Source organism: Streptomyces sp. NPDC046308, assembly GCF_055588065.1.
The window spans coordinates 446,424-464,464 of record NZ_JBVJFB010000006.1; the positions used below are offsets into that span (position 1 = coordinate 446,424).

18 protein-coding genes, 1 tRNA gene and 1 pseudogene are annotated in these 18,041 nt (G+C 72.0%); 6 read left to right on the plus strand and 14 right to left on the minus strand.

The window, feature by feature from the left end; translation table 11 throughout:
• Positions 1-12: 12 nt before the first annotated feature.
• Together ACZ6JT_RS25495 and ACZ6JT_RS25500 are read right to left on the minus strand one after the other, a co-directional pair.
• A complete protein-coding gene (locus ACZ6JT_RS25495; protein ID WP_469213133.1) occupies positions 13-486 on the minus strand; it encodes a GNAT family N-acetyltransferase in 474 nt (157 codons plus the stop codon).
• Between the two features lie 43 nt (positions 487-529).
• The gene (locus tag ACZ6JT_RS25500) at positions 530-1,429 is read right to left on the minus strand and encodes an aminoglycoside phosphotransferase family protein (RefSeq protein ID WP_469213135.1); all 900 of its coding nucleotides are present in this window, start codon (positions 1,427-1,429) and stop codon (positions 530-532) included.
• A 292-nt stretch (positions 1,430-1,721) separates the two neighbouring features.
• Between ACZ6JT_RS25500 and ACZ6JT_RS25505 the strand changes: the two genes are divergently transcribed.
• A complete protein-coding gene (locus tag ACZ6JT_RS25505) occupies positions 1,722-3,005 on the plus strand; it encodes an NAD(P)/FAD-dependent oxidoreductase (RefSeq protein WP_469213137.1) in 1,284 nt (427 codons plus the stop codon).
• Between the two features lie 63 nt (positions 3,006-3,068).
• Here ACZ6JT_RS25505 and ACZ6JT_RS25510 read toward each other — a convergent pair.
• The 4 genes from ACZ6JT_RS25510 to ACZ6JT_RS25525 form a co-directional block, all read right to left on the minus strand.
• Positions 3,069-3,142, minus strand: a tRNA-Thr gene (locus ACZ6JT_RS25510).
• A gap of 74 nt (positions 3,143-3,216) precedes the next feature.
• Positions 3,217-4,005, minus strand: coding sequence for an ABC transporter permease (locus ACZ6JT_RS25515; RefSeq protein WP_469213138.1), 789 nt, complete (start codon positions 4,003-4,005; stop codon positions 3,217-3,219).
• A complete protein-coding gene (locus ACZ6JT_RS25520) occupies positions 4,002-4,961 on the minus strand; it encodes an ATP-binding cassette domain-containing protein (protein ID WP_469213140.1) in 960 nt (319 codons plus the stop codon). Before ACZ6JT_RS25520 ends, ACZ6JT_RS25515 begins: the two co-directional genes overlap by 4 nt.
• A gap of 26 nt (positions 4,962-4,987) precedes the next feature.
• Complete coding sequence (locus tag ACZ6JT_RS25525) at positions 4,988-5,659, minus strand: DUF4097 family beta strand repeat-containing protein (RefSeq protein ID WP_469213141.1); 672 nt, start codon at positions 5,657-5,659, stop codon at positions 4,988-4,990.
• Between the two features lie 244 nt (positions 5,660-5,903).
• On the opposite strand from ACZ6JT_RS25525, the gene ACZ6JT_RS25530 reads away from it, so the two are divergent.
• From ACZ6JT_RS25530 to ACZ6JT_RS25545, 4 genes are all read left to right on the plus strand, one after another.
• Complete coding sequence (locus ACZ6JT_RS25530; RefSeq protein ID WP_469213300.1) at positions 5,904-6,638, plus strand: helix-turn-helix domain-containing protein; 735 nt, start codon at positions 5,904-5,906, stop codon at positions 6,636-6,638.
• A gap of 162 nt (positions 6,639-6,800) precedes the next feature.
• The gene (locus ACZ6JT_RS25535) at positions 6,801-7,904 is read left to right on the plus strand and encodes an ABC transporter ATP-binding protein (RefSeq protein WP_469213143.1); all 1,104 of its coding nucleotides are present in this window, start codon (positions 6,801-6,803) and stop codon (positions 7,902-7,904) included.
• A gap of 189 nt (positions 7,905-8,093) precedes the next feature.
• The gene (locus ACZ6JT_RS25540; protein WP_469213145.1) at positions 8,094-8,507 is read left to right on the plus strand and encodes a hypothetical protein; all 414 of its coding nucleotides are present in this window, start codon (positions 8,094-8,096) and stop codon (positions 8,505-8,507) included.
• Positions 8,508-8,535: 28 nt separating this feature from the next.
• Positions 8,536-9,312, plus strand: a complete 777-nt coding sequence (locus ACZ6JT_RS25545) for a nucleotidyltransferase family protein (RefSeq protein WP_469213147.1) — start codon at positions 8,536-8,538, stop codon at positions 9,310-9,312.
• A gap of 138 nt (positions 9,313-9,450) precedes the next feature.
• Here ACZ6JT_RS25545 and ACZ6JT_RS25550 read toward each other — a convergent pair whose 3' ends face one another.
• The 6 genes from ACZ6JT_RS25550 to ACZ6JT_RS25575 form a co-directional block, all read right to left on the minus strand.
• Positions 9,451-10,983 carry a DoxX family membrane protein gene (locus tag ACZ6JT_RS25550; protein WP_469213149.1) on the minus strand — a complete coding sequence of 511 codons (1,533 nt, stop codon included), beginning with the start codon at positions 10,981-10,983 and terminating at the stop codon, positions 9,451-9,453.
• Between the two features lie 158 nt (positions 10,984-11,141).
• The gene (rlmB, locus tag ACZ6JT_RS25555) at positions 11,142-12,113 is read right to left on the minus strand and encodes a 23S rRNA (guanosine(2251)-2'-O)-methyltransferase RlmB (protein ID WP_469213151.1); all 972 of its coding nucleotides are present in this window, start codon (positions 12,111-12,113) and stop codon (positions 11,142-11,144) included.
• Between the two features lie 112 nt (positions 12,114-12,225).
• Positions 12,226-13,626: a cysteine--tRNA ligase gene (gene cysS, locus ACZ6JT_RS25560; protein ID WP_469213153.1), complete on the minus strand. Its 1,401-nt coding sequence runs from the start codon at positions 13,624-13,626 to the stop codon at positions 12,226-12,228.
• 93 nt (positions 13,627-13,719) lie between these two features.
• Entirely contained in the window at positions 13,720-14,259 is a 540-nt protein-coding gene (gene ispF / locus ACZ6JT_RS25565) for a 2-C-methyl-D-erythritol 2,4-cyclodiphosphate synthase (protein ID WP_469213155.1), read from the minus strand.
• Positions 14,249-14,995, minus strand: a complete 747-nt coding sequence (ispD, locus tag ACZ6JT_RS25570; protein WP_469213157.1) for a 2-C-methyl-D-erythritol 4-phosphate cytidylyltransferase — start codon at positions 14,993-14,995, stop codon at positions 14,249-14,251. Before ispD ends, ispF begins: the two co-directional genes overlap by 11 nt.
• 279 nt (positions 14,996-15,274) lie before the next feature.
• Positions 15,275-15,757: a CarD family transcriptional regulator gene (locus ACZ6JT_RS25575; RefSeq protein ID WP_003953493.1), complete on the minus strand. Its 483-nt coding sequence runs from the start codon at positions 15,755-15,757 to the stop codon at positions 15,275-15,277.
• Positions 15,758-16,358: 601 nt separating this feature from the next.
• On the opposite strand from ACZ6JT_RS25575, the gene ACZ6JT_RS25580 reads away from it, so the two are divergent.
• Positions 16,359-17,036: a DUF461 domain-containing protein gene (locus tag ACZ6JT_RS25580; protein ID WP_469213158.1), complete on the plus strand. Its 678-nt coding sequence runs from the start codon at positions 16,359-16,361 to the stop codon at positions 17,034-17,036.
• Positions 17,037-17,148: 112 nt separating this feature from the next.
• On the opposite strand, the pseudogene ACZ6JT_RS25585 reads toward ACZ6JT_RS25580, so the two are convergent.
• Positions 17,149-17,235 (minus strand): annotated as a pseudogene (locus ACZ6JT_RS25585) (DNA-binding response regulator); the annotation flags it as partial.
• Positions 17,236-17,326: 91 nt separating this feature from the next.
• Positions 17,327-17,998: a two-component system response regulator PhoP gene (phoP, locus tag ACZ6JT_RS25590; RefSeq protein WP_469213301.1), complete on the minus strand. Its 672-nt coding sequence runs from the start codon at positions 17,996-17,998 to the stop codon at positions 17,327-17,329.
• Positions 17,999-18,041: the final 43 nt, after the last annotated feature.

Consider the following 18,041-nt stretch of genomic DNA (forward strand, 5'->3'; position numbering starts at 1 on the left):
GCCCGGGCCGCCCTACGCCGAGCCCAGCTCCGCCAGGGGGCCGTCCGTGAGGCGGTACACCGACCACTCCTCCTGCGGCCGCGCGCCCAGGGCCTCGTAGAAGGCGATCGTCGGGGCGTTCCACTTCAGGACCGACCACTCCAGCCGCTCGTAGCCGCGCTCCACGCACGTCCGCGCCAGCTCCGCCAGCAGTGCCCTGCCGTGGCCGCCGCCGCGTGCGCCCGGGCGGACGTACAGGTCCTCCAGGTAGATCCCGTGCACCCCGCGCCAGGTGGAGAAGGACAGGAACCACACCGCGAAGCCGACGGCCTCGCCGTCGTCGGTCTCCGCGATGTGCGCGAACACCGCCGGGCGGTCCCCGAACAGCGCCTCCCGCAGCTGCTCTTCGGTCGCCCGCGCCTCGTGCGGCACCTTCTCGTACTCCGCGAGTTCGCGGATCATCGCGTGGATGACGGGCACATCGGTGACTTCGGCGTGACGGATCATGCAGGCAGCCTAGGCGCCCGTCCGGTCGGCAGGTGTCCGCGCGTCACCGCCCCCGCAGCGCCTCGGCGACCGTCAACTGTTCCTCGTCCAGGCGTACTTCCCCGTCCTCCAGATCCCACAGGCAGTTCTGCAGCACCCGCCCCAGGGTCCACGCCCGGGCCCGCTCCCGGTCAAGCCCGACCGCCTCGGTCAGCAGGTCGAACCGCCACCGCACCTCCTGCGCACGGAAGTTGCCGACGATCGCCGGCAGCAGGTCGAAGCCCGGGTCCCCCGCCAGCGGCTTCGGGTCGATCGCCAGCCACGGCTCCCGGCCGCCCGCCAGGACGTTGTCGTAGTGCAGGTCCCAGTGCAGCAGCCGGTCCCCCGGCTCCCCGGCGACCTCCGCCACCGCCGCCGCGCAGTCCCGCAGCACCCGCCGCTCCCGCTCCTGCGCGAGCAGCCCGACCGCCCGCGGTACGTCCTCCAGCATCCGCGCCGTGATCTCGCCCAGCCCGCGCAGCCCGGCCGGCGCGGGCACCGCCGTCAGCCGCGCCAGCAGTTCCCCGACGACCCCCACCGCCCGCCGTGCGTCCCGCCGGGCGAGCGCCGACAGGTGCCGCCGCTCGTCCAGCCGCTCCAGCAGCAGCGTGCCCGTCTCCGCGTCGTGTTCCAGGAGCCTTGCGCAGCCCCGCCCGGCCCACGCGCGCAGCGCGATCGGCTCCCCCGCGCTCTCCTCGTCCAGCGCCACCAGTTTCAGTACGGCCGCGCTCCCGTCGGCCCGTTCCACCGGCAGCACCAACGCCGTCACCCCGTGCATGGCCGGCCCGGTGCACCGCAGCTCCCACCGCTCCAGGAACCGTGCCGCCCGCCCCGGCAGCGCCGCGATGAACCCCCGCCCCGCGTCGCCGTTGAACCTGAGCTGCGCCTCCACCAGGCCGTCCGGAATCTCCCCGAAGTCCACCATGCTCCGAAGGTAGCCCGGCCCGGCACGCCTGAACGGGAGCGCCGGACAGACGCCCCCCAGCGCACCGGCCGACAGCACCGCCGCCGCGCCCCCCGTGCCGATCCGGCCCGCGCGCCCCCAGCGCATGCCGCCAGCCATGAGCCGGACTCTCGCCCCAAAACATGCCAAAACCCTCGCCACCCTACGACTCCCGCCGCCGCTCCCACATCGGCCATCCGGTCTGGAAACCCGCCCCAACGCACGACAACCAGCCCCTGGACGCCCCACCGGAACCGGGTGTACCAACTCCCCCATGACGATCAACGGCGGTATTTCCTTCTGGTACGCGACCGACCCCGGCGGCGCGGCCACCCCACCCCGCGCCCCCCTCACCGCCGACACCACCGCCGACGTCGTCATCGTCGGCGGCGGCTACACCGGTCTGTGGACCGCCTACTACCTCAAGCAGGCGGCCCCCGACCTCCACATCACCGTCCTGGAGCAGAAGTTCTGCGGCTACGGCGCCTCCGGCCGCAACGGCGGCTGGCTCTACAACGGCATCGCCGGCCGCGACCGCTACGCCGCACTCCACGGCCACGAGGCGGCCCGCCGCCTCCAGAACGCCATGAACGACACGGTCACCGAGGTCGTCGACGTCACCGCCAAGGAGGGCATCGACGCCGACATCCACCGCGGCGGCGTCCTCGAAGTCGCCCGCACCCCCGCCCAGCTCGGCCGGCTCAAGGCCTTCCACGCCGCCGAACTCTCCTTCGGCGAGAGCGACCGCGAACTGTACGACGCCACCGAGACCCGCCGCCGCATCGACATCGCCGACGCCGTCGGCTCCAGCTGGAGCCCGCACGGCGCCCGCATCCACCCCCTCAAGCTGGTCAGGGGCCTCGCCGCCGCCTGCGAACGCCTCGGCGTCGTCATCCACGAGTCGACCCCCGTCACCGAGATCGCCCCCCGCCGCGCCGTCACCCCGTACGGCACCGTCCGCGCCCCGTACGTCCTGCGCTGCACCGAGGGCTTCACCGCCGCGCTCAAGGGCCAGAAGCGCTCGTGGCTCCCGATGAACTCCTCGATGATCGTCACCGCCCCGCTCCCCGCCACGACCTGGGACCAGCTGGGCTGGTCGGACTTCCCGGTCCTCGGCGACATGGCCCACGCGTACATGTACGCCCAGCGCACCGCCGACGACCGCATCGCGATCGGCGGCCGCGGGGTCCCGTACCGCTTCGGCTCGCGCACGGACAACGACGGCCGCACCCAGCCCGCCACGATCGAGGCCCTGAGCGCCCTCCTCTTCTCCTTCTTCCCGCAGCTCACGGGTACGGAGATCACGCACGCCTGGTCGGGCGTCCTCGGCGTCCCCCGCGACTGGTGCGCCACCGTCACCCTGGACCGCACCGACCTCACCGCCCTCCCCTGGGTGGGCCACAAGGTCCGCCGCTGGGAGCCGGAGCCCTTCCGCTGGCTCGGCGTCCAGGCCCTCTACGCCGCCTACCGCGAGGCCGACCGCCGGGAGACCGCCACCCACCGGCCCACGACAACCCCGCTGGCCCGCCTGGCGGACCGCATCTCCGGCCGCCACTGACGCGCGCGCCCCGGGCATGCCGAAGGCCCCGGACCAAGCAGGTCCGGGGCCTTCGGTGCACGGAGCCCCCTGTCGGGTTCGAACCGACGACCCCCGCTTTACAAGAGCGGTGCTCTGGCCAGCTGAGCTAAGGAGGCAAGCCGCCATCACTCTACACAGACGGCTCTTGCCCGGGCCATCAGATTGAAAGCTGCGGACGTCACCCGACCGGTTACTTCGGGTCGCGGTTGAACGTGGCGGCCGACCAGAAGTAGCCGAGCACCGCGAGCCCCAGGCACCAGAGCACCGCGAGCCATCCGTTGTGCCCGATCCCGCTGCCGAGGAGCAGGCCGCGCAGGGTCTCGATGACGGGAGTGAACGGCTGGTACTCGGCGATCGGCCGGAACCAGCCCGGCATCGCGTCCACCGGGACGAAGGCGCTGGAGAGGAGCGGCAGCAGGATCATCGGCATCGCGTTGTTGCTGGCGGCCTCGGCGTTCGGGCTGACCAGTCCCATGCCGACGGCGATCCAGGTGAGCGCCGTGGCGAAGAGCACGAGCAGTCCGAGCGCCGCCAGCCACTCCAGGGCGCTCGCGTCGGTGGAGCGGAAACCGATGGCCACGGCGACGGCGCCGACGAGGACCACGCTCATCACGCACTGGAGCACGCTGCCGACGACGTGCCCGATGAGCACCGACCCGCGGTGGATCGCCATCGTCCGGAAACGGTCGATGATGCCCTCGGTCATGTCGTTGGAGACGGACACCGCGGTCCCGACGACGGTGCCGCCGACGGTCATCAGCAGGATGCCGGGGACGACGTACGCGATGTACGCGGACCGGTCCGCGCCGCCGCCGATGCCGGCGCTCATCACGTCGCCGAAGATGTAGACGAAGAGGAGCAGCAGCATGATCGGCGTCAGCAGCAGGTTGAGCGTGAGCGACGGATAGCGCCGGGCGTGGAGCAGGTTGCGGCGCAGCATCGTCGTGGAGTCGCGGACGGCGAGGGAGAAGGAGCTCATCGGACAGCCTCCTTGGGCTGGTTGGGGAGGGTGCGGGCGCCGCCGGTGAGGGCGAAGAAGACGTCGTCGAGGTCGGGGGTGTGGACGGTCAGCTCGTCGGCTTCGATGCCGGCGGCGTCCAGGCGGTCGAGTACGGAGCGCAGTTCGCGCTGGCTGCCGTCGCTGGGGATCTGGAGGGACAGGGCCTCGTCGTCGCGGGTCACCTCGCCGAGGGCGGTCACGGCGGAGCGGTAGGCGACCGGGGCGGCGAAGCGGAGCCGTACGTGTCCGCCGGGGACGAGCCGCTTCAGTTCCTCGGCGGTGCCCTGGGCGACGATCCGGCCATCGTTGAGGACGGCGATGCGGTCGGCGAGTTCGTCTGCCTCCTCCAGGTACTGGGTGGTGAGGAAGACGGTGACGCCGCCGGTGACCAGCTCGCGGATGATCTGCCACATGGTGTGGCGGGAGCGCGGGTCGAGGCCGGTGGTCGGCTCGTCGAGGAAGATGATCCGCGGGTTGCCGACCAGCGTCATCGCGATGTCCAGACGGCGCTTCATGCCGCCGGAGTAGGTGGAGGCGGGCTTCCGCGCCGCCTCGACGAGGTCGAAGCGTTCCAGCAGCTCGGCGGTGACCCGCCGCCCCTCGCGCCTGGACAGGTGGTGCAGGTCCGCCATCAGGAGCATGTTCTCCTCACCGGTGATCAGCCCGTCCACGGCGGAGAACTGCCCGGTGACACCGATCGCGGCACGCACCGCCTGCGGGGCGGCGGCCAGGTCGTGGCCGGCGACGTGCAGCTCGCCGGCGTCGGCGCCGACGAGGGTGGAGAGGATCTTGACGGCGGTGGTCTTGCCCGCGCCGTTCGGACCGAGCAGGGAGAAGACCGTTCCCTCGGGGACGGCCAGGTCGACGCCGTCGAGCACGATCTTGTCGCCGTACGACTTGCGCAGCCCGTTCGCCGCGATGGCCAGGTTGGTCATGATGGGTGCTCCTCAGGGGCTGCGGGTCAGATGCTGCGGGCGGTGATGTCGCCGTGGGCGGTGGTGGCGTGGATGGTGAGGCCGGCGGCGGCGCCGTCGGTGTTGTTGAGCGCGTTGTGGACGCGGCCGTAGGAGGTGCCGGCGTCGAGGGTGGCGCTGACTCCGCGGGCGGCGCCGACGGTGACGTCGCCGGCCTGGGTGCTCAGCTCGACGGCGCCGTGGACGGCTTCGGCGACGCGGATGTCGCCCTTCTGGGTGCTGATCCGGGCGGGGCCGCCGAGGCGGCCGACGCTCACGTCGCCGGCCATCAGGGTCAGCTGGGCGGCGGCGGTCTCGTCGAGCTTGACGGTGCCCTCGGCGCCCTCGAAGGCGACGTCGCCGAGGCGTCCGACGCCGCGGAGTTCGGCGCTGGCCGCCTTCGCCTGGACGCGGGATCCGGCCGGCAGCTGGACGGTGACCTCGACGGATCCGGACGCGCCGAGGATCTGGTGCCTGGCGTCGGGGGTCTCGATCCGCAGGACCCCGTCGGCGTACTCGACGGCGGTCTGCTGCGCGGCCTTCACGTCACGGCTCTTGGCGGCGTTCGCGGGAAGGACCTCGACGGTGGTGTCGGCGCGGTCGGCGGCGATGAGGCGGATGCGGCCGGCGGGGATGTCCAGGACGGCGGAGACGGGGGTGGCGGTGGCGAACTTCTGCATCGTTCTTCTCTTTCTCCAGTGGCGGGCACTCGGCCGGCCCGCCGTTTCTGATGAACGAAAAGCTACGTTGCATTCACAGATCTGGCAACGCACCCGTTGCACGTCCATCACATAACGCCAGCTCAGGGCAGGTATTTCATTGCAATGGCTTTGATTTCAATGCAACACGCACCTCTCATGGCGTTGCAATGAATGAAGACTGAACGCTATGCTGGAGCGACGCCGCACCACGAAGGAGACCGCGATGCCGGGAGGCAGACTCACCCAGCAGGAACGCCAGCAGATCGCGCTGGGACTGGCCGACGACCTCGCCTACGCGGAGATCGCCAGGCGCCTCGACCGCCCCACCTCGACGATCACCCGCGAGGTGATGCGCAACGGCGGCCCCGCCGCCTACCGCGCGGAGCTGGCCCACCGCGCCACCGAACGGCGCGCGCACCGGCGCAGGCAGCCCGCGCCCCGGGGGTCGCAGGCGCCCGAGCAGGCCCACGGACGCGACGCCGAGGCCGTGCGCGAGTACGAGGAGACCTTCACGACCCTCTTCACCGCGCAGGGCCTGCCCGCGATGACGGCCCGGGTGCTGGCGTCCCTCTACACGACCGACGCGGGCAGCCTCACCGCGTCCGAGCTGGTCCAGCGCCTCCAGGTCAGCCCGGCCTCCATCTCCAAGGCGGTCGCGTTCCTCGACGGCCAGGGCCTCATCCGCCGCGAACGCGACGAACGCCGCCGCGAGCGCTACGTCGTCGACGACGACGTCATGTACCAGTCGACGATCGCCGGCGCCCGCTCCAACGCCCTGCTCGCCGAGACCGCGCGCCAGGGCGTCAGCGTCCTCGGCCCCGGCACCCCGGCCGCCGCCCGCCTGGAGAACATCGCCCGCTTCGTCGACTTCGTCGCCGAGAGCATCGCCCGCGCGGCGGACCAGGCCCGCGAAATCCTCCACACCAAACCGGGGCCGCCCTCGGACACCCCCACCTGAGCGGGAGCCCGGGCCCGTCCGCCGATCGCCCGCCCCCGGGTGCTGACAGACGGGGCTCCGGGAGGTAGCGTCGGGCGGAGTCCGGTGCTACTGGACTAGACCCATTCTTCCTTCCACTCGGATCGTCCGGCACGTTCCTGCCGGTAGAAGGGATTCATCACCATGGCTTCTGTCACCTTCGACAAGGCGACCCGGCTGTACCCCGGCGGCGACAAGCCCGCCGTCGACCAGCTGGAGCTGGAGATCGAGGACGGCGAGTTCCTCGTCCTCGTCGGTCCTTCCGGCTGCGGCAAGTCCACCTCGCTGCGCATGCTCGCCGGCCTGGAGGACGTCAACGGCGGTGCCATCCGCATCGGTGACCGCGACGTCACGCACCTGCCGCCCAAGGACCGGGACATCGCGATGGTGTTCCAGAACTACGCGCTCTACCCGCACATGTCCGTCGCCGACAACATGGGCTTCGCGCTCAAGATCGCCGGCGTGGACAAGGGCACCATCCGCAAGAAGGTGGAGGAGGCGGCCGACATCCTCGACCTGCGCCCCTACCTCGACCGCAAGCCCAAGGCGCTCTCCGGCGGTCAGCGCCAGCGCGTCGCCATGGGCCGCGCGATCGTGCGCCAGCCGCAGGTGTTCCTCATGGACGAGCCGCTGTCGAACCTGGACGCCAAGCTCCGCGTGTCCACCCGTACGCAGATCGCGAGCCTCCAGCGCCGCCTCGGCATCACCACCGTCTACGTCACCCACGACCAGGTCGAGGCGATGACGATGGGCGACCGCGTGGCCGTCCTGAAGGACGGGCTGCTCCAGCAGGTCGACACCCCGCGCAACATGTACGACCGTCCCGCGAACCTCTTCGTGGCCGGCTTCATCGGCTCCCCGGCCATGAACCTGGTCGAGGTCCCGATCACCGACGGCGGCGTGAAGTTCGGCGACAGCGTCGTCCCGGTGTCGCGCGAGGCGCTCGCCGCCGCGGCCGACGCGGGCGACCGCACCGTCACGGTCGGCGTGCGCCCCGAGCACTTCGACCTCGCCGAGACCGGCGGCCTGACCATCGACGTGAACGTCGTCGAGGAACTCGGCGCCGACGGCTACGTGTACGGCTCCACCCCGGTGGAGAAGGGCGCGCAGGAGAAGGGCGGCCAGGACCTCGTGGTCCGCGTCAACGGCCGCCAGGTGCCCGAGAAGGGCTCCAGCCTGCACGTGGTGCCGCGGGCCGGCGAGATCCACGTGTTCTCGACCTCCTCCGGCGAGCGCCTCTCCGACTGACCGCACCACACGGCCTGACCGAGGGGCGTTCCGCCAAGGGGCGCCCCTCCGCCGTGCGTTGCCGAACTCCGGCAGACCGGGCCATTCGCCCCTCTCCGTCAACCCGCAATTCGAAAAGCCACGTCGAACCATCCCTCGACAGGGTGACTAAATGTCGCCAAATCTTCACCGAGCGCTACTCTCGCCCTCGTGACCCACACTGCCCGCCGTATCGGCCGATCCCTCGCCCTGGTCCTGCCCGTCGTCCTCGTCCTGTCCGGGACCCTCGCGGTCACCATGGTCCCCTGGGCGGACACGTCCTCCTCCCAGATCCTGACCGCCTCCGCCGAGGGCGTCTCCGCCCCGGCGAAGCCGCGCGCCGCACACGAGGTGCTGCGCGACCAGCTCGTCGGCGATCTGCAGCAGGGCCAGGCGCCGGACGACGTCCTCACGCACCTCCAGCAGGAGGTGAACCGGCGGCCCTCGCTCGCCGAGCACTGCGTGGAGATCGCCCGGGCACTGGGACGGGCCGCCGTCGACGCGTACGGCCCCACGAAGGCGCAGTCGTACGCCCGCCCGGTGTGCGACACCTCGTACGCCACGGGCGTCGCCTCCATGGGCTGACGCACCTCGCGTCCCTACGCTGGCCGCCATGACCGACGACCACCGATCCGCTCCATCCGCTTCATCCGCTTCATCCGCAGCCGCGTTCCCCGCCGCCCCCACCCAGGCAGTCGTCCTGGCGGGCGGCCAGGGTGCGCGGCTGCGTCCGTACACGGACGACCGCCCCAAGCCGATGGTCGAGATCCCGGGGACGGGGGTGCCGATCATCGGGCACCAGCTGGCCTGGCTGGCCGCCGAGGGCGTCACGGACGCGGTGGTCTCCTGCGGGCACCTCGCCGGGGTGCTCCAGGAGTGGCTGGCCGGGGCGCGGTTGCCGCTGCGGGTGACCACCGTGGTCGAGGAGGAGCCGCTGGGCCGGGGCGGTGGCCTCAAGTACGCCGCCCGGCACCTCCCCCGGCCGGACGCGGCCTGGTACGCGACGAACGGCGACATCTGGACCCGGTTCTCGCTGCGCGAGATGGCGGCCTTCCACGCCGAACGCGGCGCCGTGGCGACGCTGGCGCTGGCCCGGCCGCGGATCCCGTGGGGGGTGGTGGAGACCAACGAGTTCGGGCACGTGCTGGACTTCATCGAGGCTCCGCCGTCCCCGTACCCCGTCAACGCCGGCGTGTACGTCTTCGGACCCGAATTCGCCGAGCTGCTCCCGGACTTGGGGGACCACGAGCGGACCACGTTCCCGCGCCTGGCGCGCGAGCGGCGGCTGGCCGGCTTCCCGCTGCCCCAGGGGGCCTACTGGCGGGCCATCGACACCGCGAAGGACCTGACCGAGGCCGCAAGGGAGTTGGCGGCGCAGGCGGGCTCCTGAGCCCCCTCCCGGCCCTCGGCGCACGCCAAGGCCCCGGCACGCCGGCACGCCAAGGCCCCGGCACGCCGGCACGCGAAGGGCCCGGCACGCTCGCGCGTGCCGGGCCCCTGTCGTCGTACCGATCCCCGTCGGCGGGGCTCAGCCGATGAGACCGCCGATCAGGCCGGGCTGCTTCGTCGGAGTACCGCCCCCGCCGTTCGAGCTGCCCGAGGAGGACGGCTGCCGGGGCGAGGTGGACTGGCGGGGGGTGCTGCGCGGGGTCTGCTGCTTGCCGGTGGTGCCCCGCGTCGCCGTGGGCGACTGGGATCCCGTCCCCGCCGTCTCCCGGCTGGGGGCGCCCGAGGCGCTCTTGCCGGACTTCGCGGCGGGCTCGGTGGGAGTGGCGGAGGCCGAGGGGGTGGCCGCCCTGGTCGTCGGCTGCGCGGCGGGCTGCTGCCTGGCCGGGGTCTGCGGCAGCGGCCGGCCCGGCAGGTAGTTGGTCGGGGCCTGGCCGGGCCCGGGGACGGTGACGACGGTGGTGGAGCGGACGGCGCCGCCGAGGAGCGAGCCGACGAGCAGGGTCAGCCCGCACACGACGGTGGCCATGACGGCCCCGCGGCGCAGCACGCGCCGCCGCAGCCGCCAGATCTCGGAGCGCGGCCCGAGGGTGCGCCAGGCCTCGCCGGCGAGACGCCCGTCGAGGGAGTAGACCGGGGCGCCCGCGATGATCAGCGGGCTCCAGGCGGCGAGGTAGATGATGTCGGGCGCGTCGTAGGCGGGGACGGTCTTCCAGCTCACCGTCATCAGCAGCGCGGCGGACAGCAGCGCCCCGAAGCAGGCGGCGAACCGCTGCCACAGGCCGAACACCGTCAGCACGCCCACGATGACCTGGAGGAAGGCCACGCTCAGGCCGGCGCCCACGGGGTGCGCGAGAGCGAAGTCGCGCAGCGGCTCGGCGAGCGCCCACGGGGTGAGCGTGTGCAGCCAGGTGACCATGGAGCCGCGTTCGCCGCCGTCGAAGTAGACGGGGTCGCACAGCTTGCCCATGCCGGCGTAGATGGAGATGAAGCCGAGGAAGACGCGCAGCGGGAGCAGCACGACACCGAGGTTCATGCGGCGGCCGGGGTAGTACGAGGCCTGTCCCCGGTTGTCGGCGGCGGGCCGCCGGGAGTCCGGCCCGGGCCCGGAGCCGAGCGGCTCCTGGGGCTGGGGCAGGTCCCGTACGGCGGCCAGCGGGCGGGTCTCGGCGGGGTCCCCGTAGCTGCGCTGGCCGATGACGGTCGGCGTGGCGAGGGTGTCCTCGGCGAGGTCGTGGGCGAGGTCGATGCGCGGGATGACCTGGGTGGCTCCGCCGTCGTACTCGCCGCCGTCGTACCCGTCGTGGCCGCGCCCGGCCTCGCGTACGGCCTGGAGCAGTCCGCCCATGGCCGCGGCGTCGCCGGCGTCGGACTTGCCGCTCCACACCACGGGGGCGCGGCGGCGGGTGGCCCCGGCGGCCGCCACCACGGCGCCGCCAAGGACGGGCGCGCGGCCGGGGGCCTTGGCGGGCTTGGAACGCGCGCTCGGGCTCGGTGCGAGCCGCACGCGGAAGCTGGCGTGGTTGACGATGACCTGTGCGGGATCGCACGGCACCTTGACCATGCTCAGCGCGGGCTGGTCGTCGAACCCTGACGTTCTGGTGTCCACACTCATCTAACCGAGTGATCAGTGTTTAGGACACTGCCTTGACGACAGGGATGTGTCCGAGACCCGTCAAGATCAAGCCACCCCGCCCGAAACGGGCGGGGTGACACGCTCACGGGTCACTTTCCGTGAGCCAAGTGGATCAAGGGATCCGGAGACCGCGGGGATCAGACGCGGCCGCGGTCCGCGCGGCGGCGGGCCGCCTCGTAGAGCACGACGCCCGCGGCGACACCGGCGTTGAGGGACTCGGCGCCGCCCGGCATCGGGATGCGCACGAGGTAGTCGCAGTTCTCGCCGACGAGGCGGCCGAGGCCCTTGCCCTCGGAGCCGACGACGATGACGACCGGGCCGCCGAGCGCCTCCAGGTCGGTGACCGTGTGCTCGCCCTCGGCCGCGAGGCCGACGATGGTCATGCCGGCCTTCTTGTAGTCCTGGAGGGCGCGGGTCAGGTTGGTGACGCGGGAGACCGGGGTGCGGGCGGCGGTGCCGGCCGAGGTCTTCCAGGCGCCGGCGGTCATGCCGGCGGCGCGGCGCTCGGGGATGACCACGCCGTGGCCGCCGAAGGCGGAGACGGAGCGGACGATCGCGCCGAGGTTGCGCGGGTCGGTGACGCCGTCGAGGGCCACGATCAGCGGGTCGTCGCCGTCGTCGTAGGCGGCCGCGGTGAGGTCCTCGGGGTGCGCGTACTCGTACGGCGGGACCTGGAGCACCAGGCCCTGGTGGTTGAGCCCGTTGGTCAGGCGGTCGAGCTCGGGGCGCGGGGCTTCCATCAGGTTGATGTTGCCGCGCTCGGCGGCGAGCTGGAGGGCCTCGCGGACGCGCTCGTCGTTGTCGATGAACTGCTGGACGTAGAGCGTCGTGGCGGGCACGCCGTCGCGCAGCGCCTCGAAGACCGGGTTGCGGCCGACGACCATCTCGCTGGTGCCCTTGGGGCCGCCGCGGCGGGGGGCCGGGCGGCGCTTGGCCGCCTGCCGGGCCATGGCGTTGGCGATGCGGTTGGCCTTGTGCTTCTTGCGGTCCTCGGCCTTGGGCGTGGGGCCCTTGCCTTCCAGTCCCTTGCGCCGCTGGCCACCGCTGCCGACCGTCGCGCCCTTCTTGTTGGACGTGCGGCGGTTCCTGCGCTGGCTGTTCCCGGCCATGACTTCTACCTGTTTTCGTTGGTGCTGCGGTATGTACGTATGAAGAGTGTGCCGCCCGGAGCGCCGGGCGGCACACCAAGCTCAGCCGGCCGGCACGCGGCCGGGACTGGGCTCAGCGGGGGCCGAGCGTCCAGCGCGGGCCCGACGGACTGTCCTCGATGACCAGCCCGGACTGCTGGAGCTGGTCGCGGATGGCGTCGGCGGTCGCCCAGTCCTTGCGGGACCGGGCCGACTCGCGCTGTTCGAGGACGAGGCGCACGAGGGTGTCGACGGCGCCGTGGAGGTCTTCCCCGCGGTCGGCCTCGCCGGCCCAGTGCGGGTCGAGCGGGTCCAGACCGAGGACGGCCAGCATGGCCCGCACCTCGGACAGGCGCGCGATGGCCGCGTCCTTGTCGTCGGCGGCGAGCGCGCTGTTGCCCTGGCGGACGGTGGTGTGGACGACGGCGAGCGCCTGCGGGACGCCCAGGTCGTCGTCCATGGCCTCGGCGAAGGCGGGCGGGACCTCGCCCGCGGCCTCGACGGGGCCGCCGGCCTTCTCGATGACGCGCTGGTAGAAGCCCTCGATCCGGGCGAAGGCCGACTCGGCCTCGCGCAGCGCCTCCTCGCTGTACTCGATCATCGACCGGTAGTGCGGGGTGCCGAGGTAGTAGCGCAGGACGATCGGGCGCCACTGCTTGACCATCTCGGAGACGAGGACCGAGTTCCCGAGGGACTTGGACATCTTCTCGCCGGACATGGTGACCCAGGCGTTGTGGACCCAGTAGTTCGCGAACTCGTCGCCGAAGGCCTTCGCCTGGGCGATCTCGTTCTCGTGGTGCGGGAAGATCAGGTCGAGCCCGCCGCCGTGGATGTCGAAGGCCTCGCCGAGGTACTTGTGCGCCATGGCGGAGCACTCCAGGTGCCAGCCCGGGCGGCCGCGGCCCCACGGGGTCTCCCAGGAGGGCTCGCCGGGCTTGACGGACTTCCACATGGCGAAGTCGCGGGCGTCGCGCTTGCCGGTCTCGCCGGTGCTCTCCGGCTGGCGGATGTTGTCCAGTTCCTGGCGGGAGAGCGCGAGGTAGCCGGGGTACGACTTCACGTCGAAGTAGACGTTGCCCTCGGACTCGTAGGCGTGACCGCGCTCGATGAGGCCGCGCATCATCTCGACCATCTCGGTGACGTGGCCGGTGGCGCGGGGCTCGTAGGTGGGCGGGAGGCAGCCGAGGGCGCTGTAGCCGTCGTTGAAGGCGCGCTCGTTCTCGTAGCCGATGGACCACCACGGGCGGCGCTGCTCGGCGGACTTCGCGATGATCTTGTCGTCGATGTCCGTGACGTTGCGGATGAAGGTGACCTCGTAGCCCCGGTACTCGAACCAGCGGCGCATCATGTCGAAGTTGAGGCCCGACCGGATGTGGCCGATGTGCGGGGCGGCCTGCACCGTGGCGCCACAGAGGTAGATCGAGACGCAGCCCGCGGTGAGCGGGGTGAAGTCGCGGATCTGCCGGGCGCTGGTGTCGTACAGGCGAATAGTCACGGCATCCAGGGTAGTGGTCCTGTAGCAGTGCCCCGCGCCCTTTGGGGACGCGGGGCACCTTTGTCACGGAAGAAGTGCCGTCGCTACGGGTGTTCAGGCCCGGTTCGTCCGGTACACGAGGGCGGTCGCGATCGCGGCGAGCCCTTCGGCCCGGCCGGTGAGGCCCAGTCCGTCGGTGGTGGTGCCGGATACGGAGACCGGGGCGCCGGCCGCGGCGGCGAGCGCCTTCTGCGCCTCTTCGCGCCGCTTGCCGATCTTCGGGCGCACGCCGATCACCTGGATGGCGATGTTGCCGATCTCGAAGCCCTCGGCGCGGACGATCCGGGCGGCCTCCGCCAGCAGGGTGACGCCGGCGGCGCCGGACCACTCGGGGCGGGAGGTGCCGAAGTGGGCGCCCAGGTCGCCGACGCCGGCGGCGGAGAAGAGGGCGTCGCAGGCGGCGTGCGCGGCGACGTCGCCGTCGGAGTGGCCGGCGAGGCCGTCCTCGCCCTCCCAGAGCAGGCCCGCGCACCACAGCTCGCGGCCGGTCTCGAAGGCGTGGACGTCGGTGCCGATGCCGACGAGCGGGATCAGCGGGGCCTGCGGGCTCTGCGGGCTCTGCGGGCTCTGCGGGCTCTGCGGACTAGAAAGCATCGGTGGCCCTCCTGCGGGCGAGTACGGCCTCTGCGAGGACCAGGTCGAGCGGGCGGGTGACCTTGAAGGCCTCCTCGTGGCCCGGGATGACCACGACGGTGACGCCGAGCCGTTCCACCATGCCGGCGTCGTCGGTGGCGCCCTCGCCGTCGACGGCGATCACGGCGTGCGCCTTCAGGAGGGTGGCGAGGTCGAAGCCCTGCGGGGTCTGCACGGCGCGCAGCCGGGCCCGCTCGGGCGTGGCGAGCACCGGCTCGGCCTCGCCGGGCTTGCCGGGCTCGACCTCCTTCACGGTGTCGGCCAGCGGCAGCGCGGGCACCACGGCGGGCGCTCCGTCGCGTACGGCCTCGACGACGGCGTCCACGGTGTCCACGGGGACGAGCGGGCGGGCCGCGTCGTGGATGAGCACGGAGGTGACGTCCTGCGGCAGCGCGGCCAGGCCGGCGCGCACCGACTCCTGGCGGGTCTCGCCGCCGGGCACGACGAGGAGCTCGGTCCGCTCGGGCAGCGCGTGCTCGCCCAGCAGGAGGCGCACCTCGGCGGTCTCGGCGGGCGGGGCGACGACCACGACCAGGGAGACCGCCCGGGAGCGGGCCATGGCGCGGACGGCGTGGACGAGCATCGGGGTGCCGCCGAGGGCCCGCAGGGCCTTGGGGGCACCGGGGCCGAGGCGTACCCCGCGGCCGGCGGCCGGGATCACCGCGGCGGTGCGGTGGGGGCGCGTTACGTCAGACATCAGTAGCTCCGAGCCAGGTTTGTGACTTCGGCCGACATGGGTATGGCCTGAAGGGTGCCGGGTGCGACGCCCTCGCCCCTTCCGTGACGACCGGTCGAGCAGGCTGCCCGGGCCCGGCACGCCATCGAGTCGGTGGCGGCGAGTAGTGCAGAAGAGTACGGATACGTGCGGATACAGACATGCCGCAGCGCCCGGCAACAGGTCTCTCGTGGAGGAGAGACCTTGTCATCGGGCACCGCGGCAGACTGTGCACAGAGGCTGTGCACGGGATGCCTCGCGTCAGGACGCGAGCACCTCGTCGAGGAGGGCCTCGGCCTTGTCCTCGTTCGTGTTCTCAGCGAGCGCGAGCTCGCTCACCAGGATCTGGCGTGCCTTCGCGAGCATGCGCTTCTCACCCGCGGAAAGCCCGCGCTCACGCTCACGACGCCACAGGTCACGCACCACTTCGGCGACCTTGATGACATCGCCAGAAGCGAGCTTCTCCAGATTTGCCTTGTAGCGCCGGGACCAGTTCGTCGGCTCTTCTGCATACGGTGCGCGGAGCACCTCGAAGACCCGGTCCAGCCCGTCCTGGCCGACTACGTCGCGAACGCCGACGAACTCCGCATTGTCCGCAGGCACACGAACCGTCAGGTCGCCCTGGGCGACCTTGAGCACCAAGTAGGTCTTGTCCACGCCTTTGATCTGACGAGTCTCAATGGCCTCGATCAGCGCGGCCCCGTGATGGGGATAGACCACGGTGTCGCCAACCTTGAACGTCATGTGACAGGTACCCCTTCCGTGGCTATCCAGGGTAACACGAGAACTGACTGTTATGAATGGCGTTTTCGCAGGTCAGGGCACATCTCGGGGCTTGACAACAGCAACAGGAACGTGCTGCGAAGGGCTTGCGGAAGGGGGTATTCGCAGGTCGGGGGCGCTGCGCGGACCAGGCGAAAGGGCCACGCTACACCTGCCCGACACCCCCATCCGTGTGATGTACGTCCCGTTTTGCCGGTTTCGGAGTCGGGAAACCGAACTACTCCGTTCGACTGGCGGCCGCCCCCACGCAGCGGGTTCCGGCCCAATGCCGAATTGATCACGGAGGGGTGTTCGGGAGAATCCCGGAAATTGATCACCGGAGGTCCGGCGCACGATATGCGAGCGCCGCATGATCGGCGCGGCGAAGGGCACCGGAAGCGCGGGCGGAATGCAAGATCGCGGGGTGCCCGCAGGGTGGCGGCTGCGCTGCGGAGGGTCGGGTGCGGGGGCGGGGCGGCGGCTCGGTAACCTAAGCGCGCTGACACACCCTTAGAGCGGCTTTACCTCGGCCGTTCCGAGTGCCCACCCGCCCCTTCCGTTCGTCCAAGGAGTTGCCGCCGCCGTGAGCCGCAGCCTTCGACGCGGCGCCCTCGCCGCCACCGCCGTCGTGTTCTCGATCGCCTCGCTGGCCGCGTGCGGTGCGGGCCAGGACGCGCAGACCCTCCAGATCAAGCCGGACAACGCCGCCGCCACCAAGGGCGAGATCGAGGTCCAGAACGCACTGGTGATCACCCAGGGCCAGAAGGGCGAGAAGGGCCCCGCGGTCGTTTCGGCGACGCTCTTCAACAACGGCACCAAGGCGCAGACCCTTGACGGCATCACCCTCCCGGGTGGCAAGGGCAAGGTCACGCTGAAGCCGGCCGAGGGCTCCGGCAAGGTCACCGTGCCGGCTCTCGGCTCCGTGGTGATCGGCGGCAAGGGCAACGCCTCCGCCGTGATCGAGGACGGCGCCGCGGCCGTCCGGGACGGCGAAGTGCAGAAGGTCGCCTTCCAGCTGAGCAGCACGGGCGGCATCGAGCTCGAGGCCTTCGTGGTCCCCGCCACCGGCATGTACGCGCCCTACGGCCCGACCGCGGCCCCCGCCGCCTCCCCGGCCGCCGGCGCCACTCCGGCCGGCACCCCCTCCGGCTCCCCGTCGGGCGCGCCCACCGGTGCCACCTCGGGCAGCCCGTCCGGCTCCCCCTCGGGCAGCGCCGCCGGCACGCCGTCGGGTTCTCCCTCGCACAGCGCGGGCCACTGATCCAGAGGGCGGCGTAGCGCCGTCCACGCACGCGTACGGGAAGGGCCCCCATCCGCACCAGCGGCTGGGGGCCCTTCCCGTACGCGCACCACCTCACGCGGCGGGGTGCGGTTTACGGCTCGAACTTGTAGCCGAGGCCGCGGACCGTCACCAGGTAGCGCGGCGCGCCCGGGTCCGGCTCGAACCCCTCCCGCGTGCGCCCCTCGCACGGCAAGGCCCCGGGGGCCTCGCCGGCTTCGGGACGCTGTGCCGGCCTCCGACCGGCCTCCGGCTGCGGGAACGCCGTCGGCTTACGGCTCGAACTTGTAGCCGAGGCCGCGGACCGTCACCAGGTAGCGCGGCGCGCCCGGGTCCGGCTCGATCTTGGCGCGCAGGCGCTTGACGTGGACGTCGAGGGTCTTGGTGTCACCGACGTAGTCGGCGCCCCAGACCCGGTCGATCAACTGCATGCGGGTCAGGACGCGGCCCGCGTTGCGCAGCAGCATCTCCAGCAGGTCGAACTCCTTCAGCGGGAGGTCCACCTTGCCGCCGGCGACGGTGACCACGTGGCGGTCGACGTCCATCCGTACGGGCCCGGCTTCCAGGGCCACCGGGGTGACCTCCTCCGGCTCGCCGCGGCGGCGCAGGACCGCGCGGATGCGGGCGACCAGCTCCCGCGAGGAGAAGGGCTTCGTGACGTAGTCGTCTGCTCCTATCTCCAGCCCGACGACCTTGTCGATCTCGCTGTCCTTGGCGGTCACCATGATCACGGGAACGTTGGAACGGCCGCGCAGCTGCCGGCAGACCTCCGTGCCGGGCAGGCCCGGAAGCATCAGGTCAAGGAGGACGAGGTCGGCGCCGTTGCGCTCGAACTCGTCCAGCCCGTCGGGCCCGGTCGCGGCGATGGCGACCTCGAAGCCCTCCTTGCGGAGCATGTACGACAGGGCGTCGCTGAAGGATTCCTCATCCTCGACGACGAGCACTCGGGTCACGGAAGGACCTCCGGGGCAGGGATGGCTGGTGCGG

Coding starts and splice junctions, on each gene's coding strand:
- rlmB (WP_469213151.1), bottom strand. CDS start 12,113: ATGGCCGGGAACAGCCAGCGCAGGAACCGCCGCACGTCCAACAAGAAG.
- ACZ6JT_RS25525 (WP_469213141.1), bottom strand. CDS start 5,659: ATGCAGAAGTTCGCCACCGCCACCCCCGTCTCCGCCGTCCTGGACATC.
- ispD (WP_469213157.1), bottom strand. CDS start 14,995: ATGTCTGACGTAACGCGCCCCCACCGCACCGCCGCGGTGATCCCGGCC.
- ACZ6JT_RS25550 (WP_469213149.1), bottom strand. CDS start 10,983: ATGAGTGTGGACACCAGAACGTCAGGGTTCGACGACCAGCCCGCGCTG.
- ACZ6JT_RS25575 (WP_003953493.1), bottom strand. CDS start 15,757: ATGACGTTCAAGGTTGGCGACACCGTGGTCTATCCCCATCACGGGGCC.
- ACZ6JT_RS25520 (WP_469213140.1), bottom strand. CDS start 4,961: ATGACCAACCTGGCCATCGCGGCGAACGGGCTGCGCAAGTCGTACGGC.
- ACZ6JT_RS25535 (WP_469213143.1), top strand. CDS start 6,801: ATGGCTTCTGTCACCTTCGACAAGGCGACCCGGCTGTACCCCGGCGGC.
- ACZ6JT_RS25505 (WP_469213137.1), top strand. CDS start 1,722: ATGACGATCAACGGCGGTATTTCCTTCTGGTACGCGACCGACCCCGGC.
- ispF (WP_469213155.1), bottom strand. CDS start 14,259: ATGCTTTCTAGTCCGCAGAGCCCGCAGAGCCCGCAGAGCCCGCAGAGC.
- ACZ6JT_RS25500 (WP_469213135.1), bottom strand. CDS start 1,429: ATGGTGGACTTCGGGGAGATTCCGGACGGCCTGGTGGAGGCGCAGCTC.
- ACZ6JT_RS25530 (WP_469213300.1), top strand. CDS start 5,904: ATGCCGGGAGGCAGACTCACCCAGCAGGAACGCCAGCAGATCGCGCTG.
- ACZ6JT_RS25515 (WP_469213138.1), bottom strand. CDS start 4,005: ATGAGCTCCTTCTCCCTCGCCGTCCGCGACTCCACGACGATGCTGCGC.
- ACZ6JT_RS25545 (WP_469213147.1), top strand. CDS start 8,536: ATGACCGACGACCACCGATCCGCTCCATCCGCTTCATCCGCTTCATCC.
- ACZ6JT_RS25495 (WP_469213133.1), bottom strand. CDS start 486: ATGATCCGTCACGCCGAAGTCACCGATGTGCCCGTCATCCACGCGATG.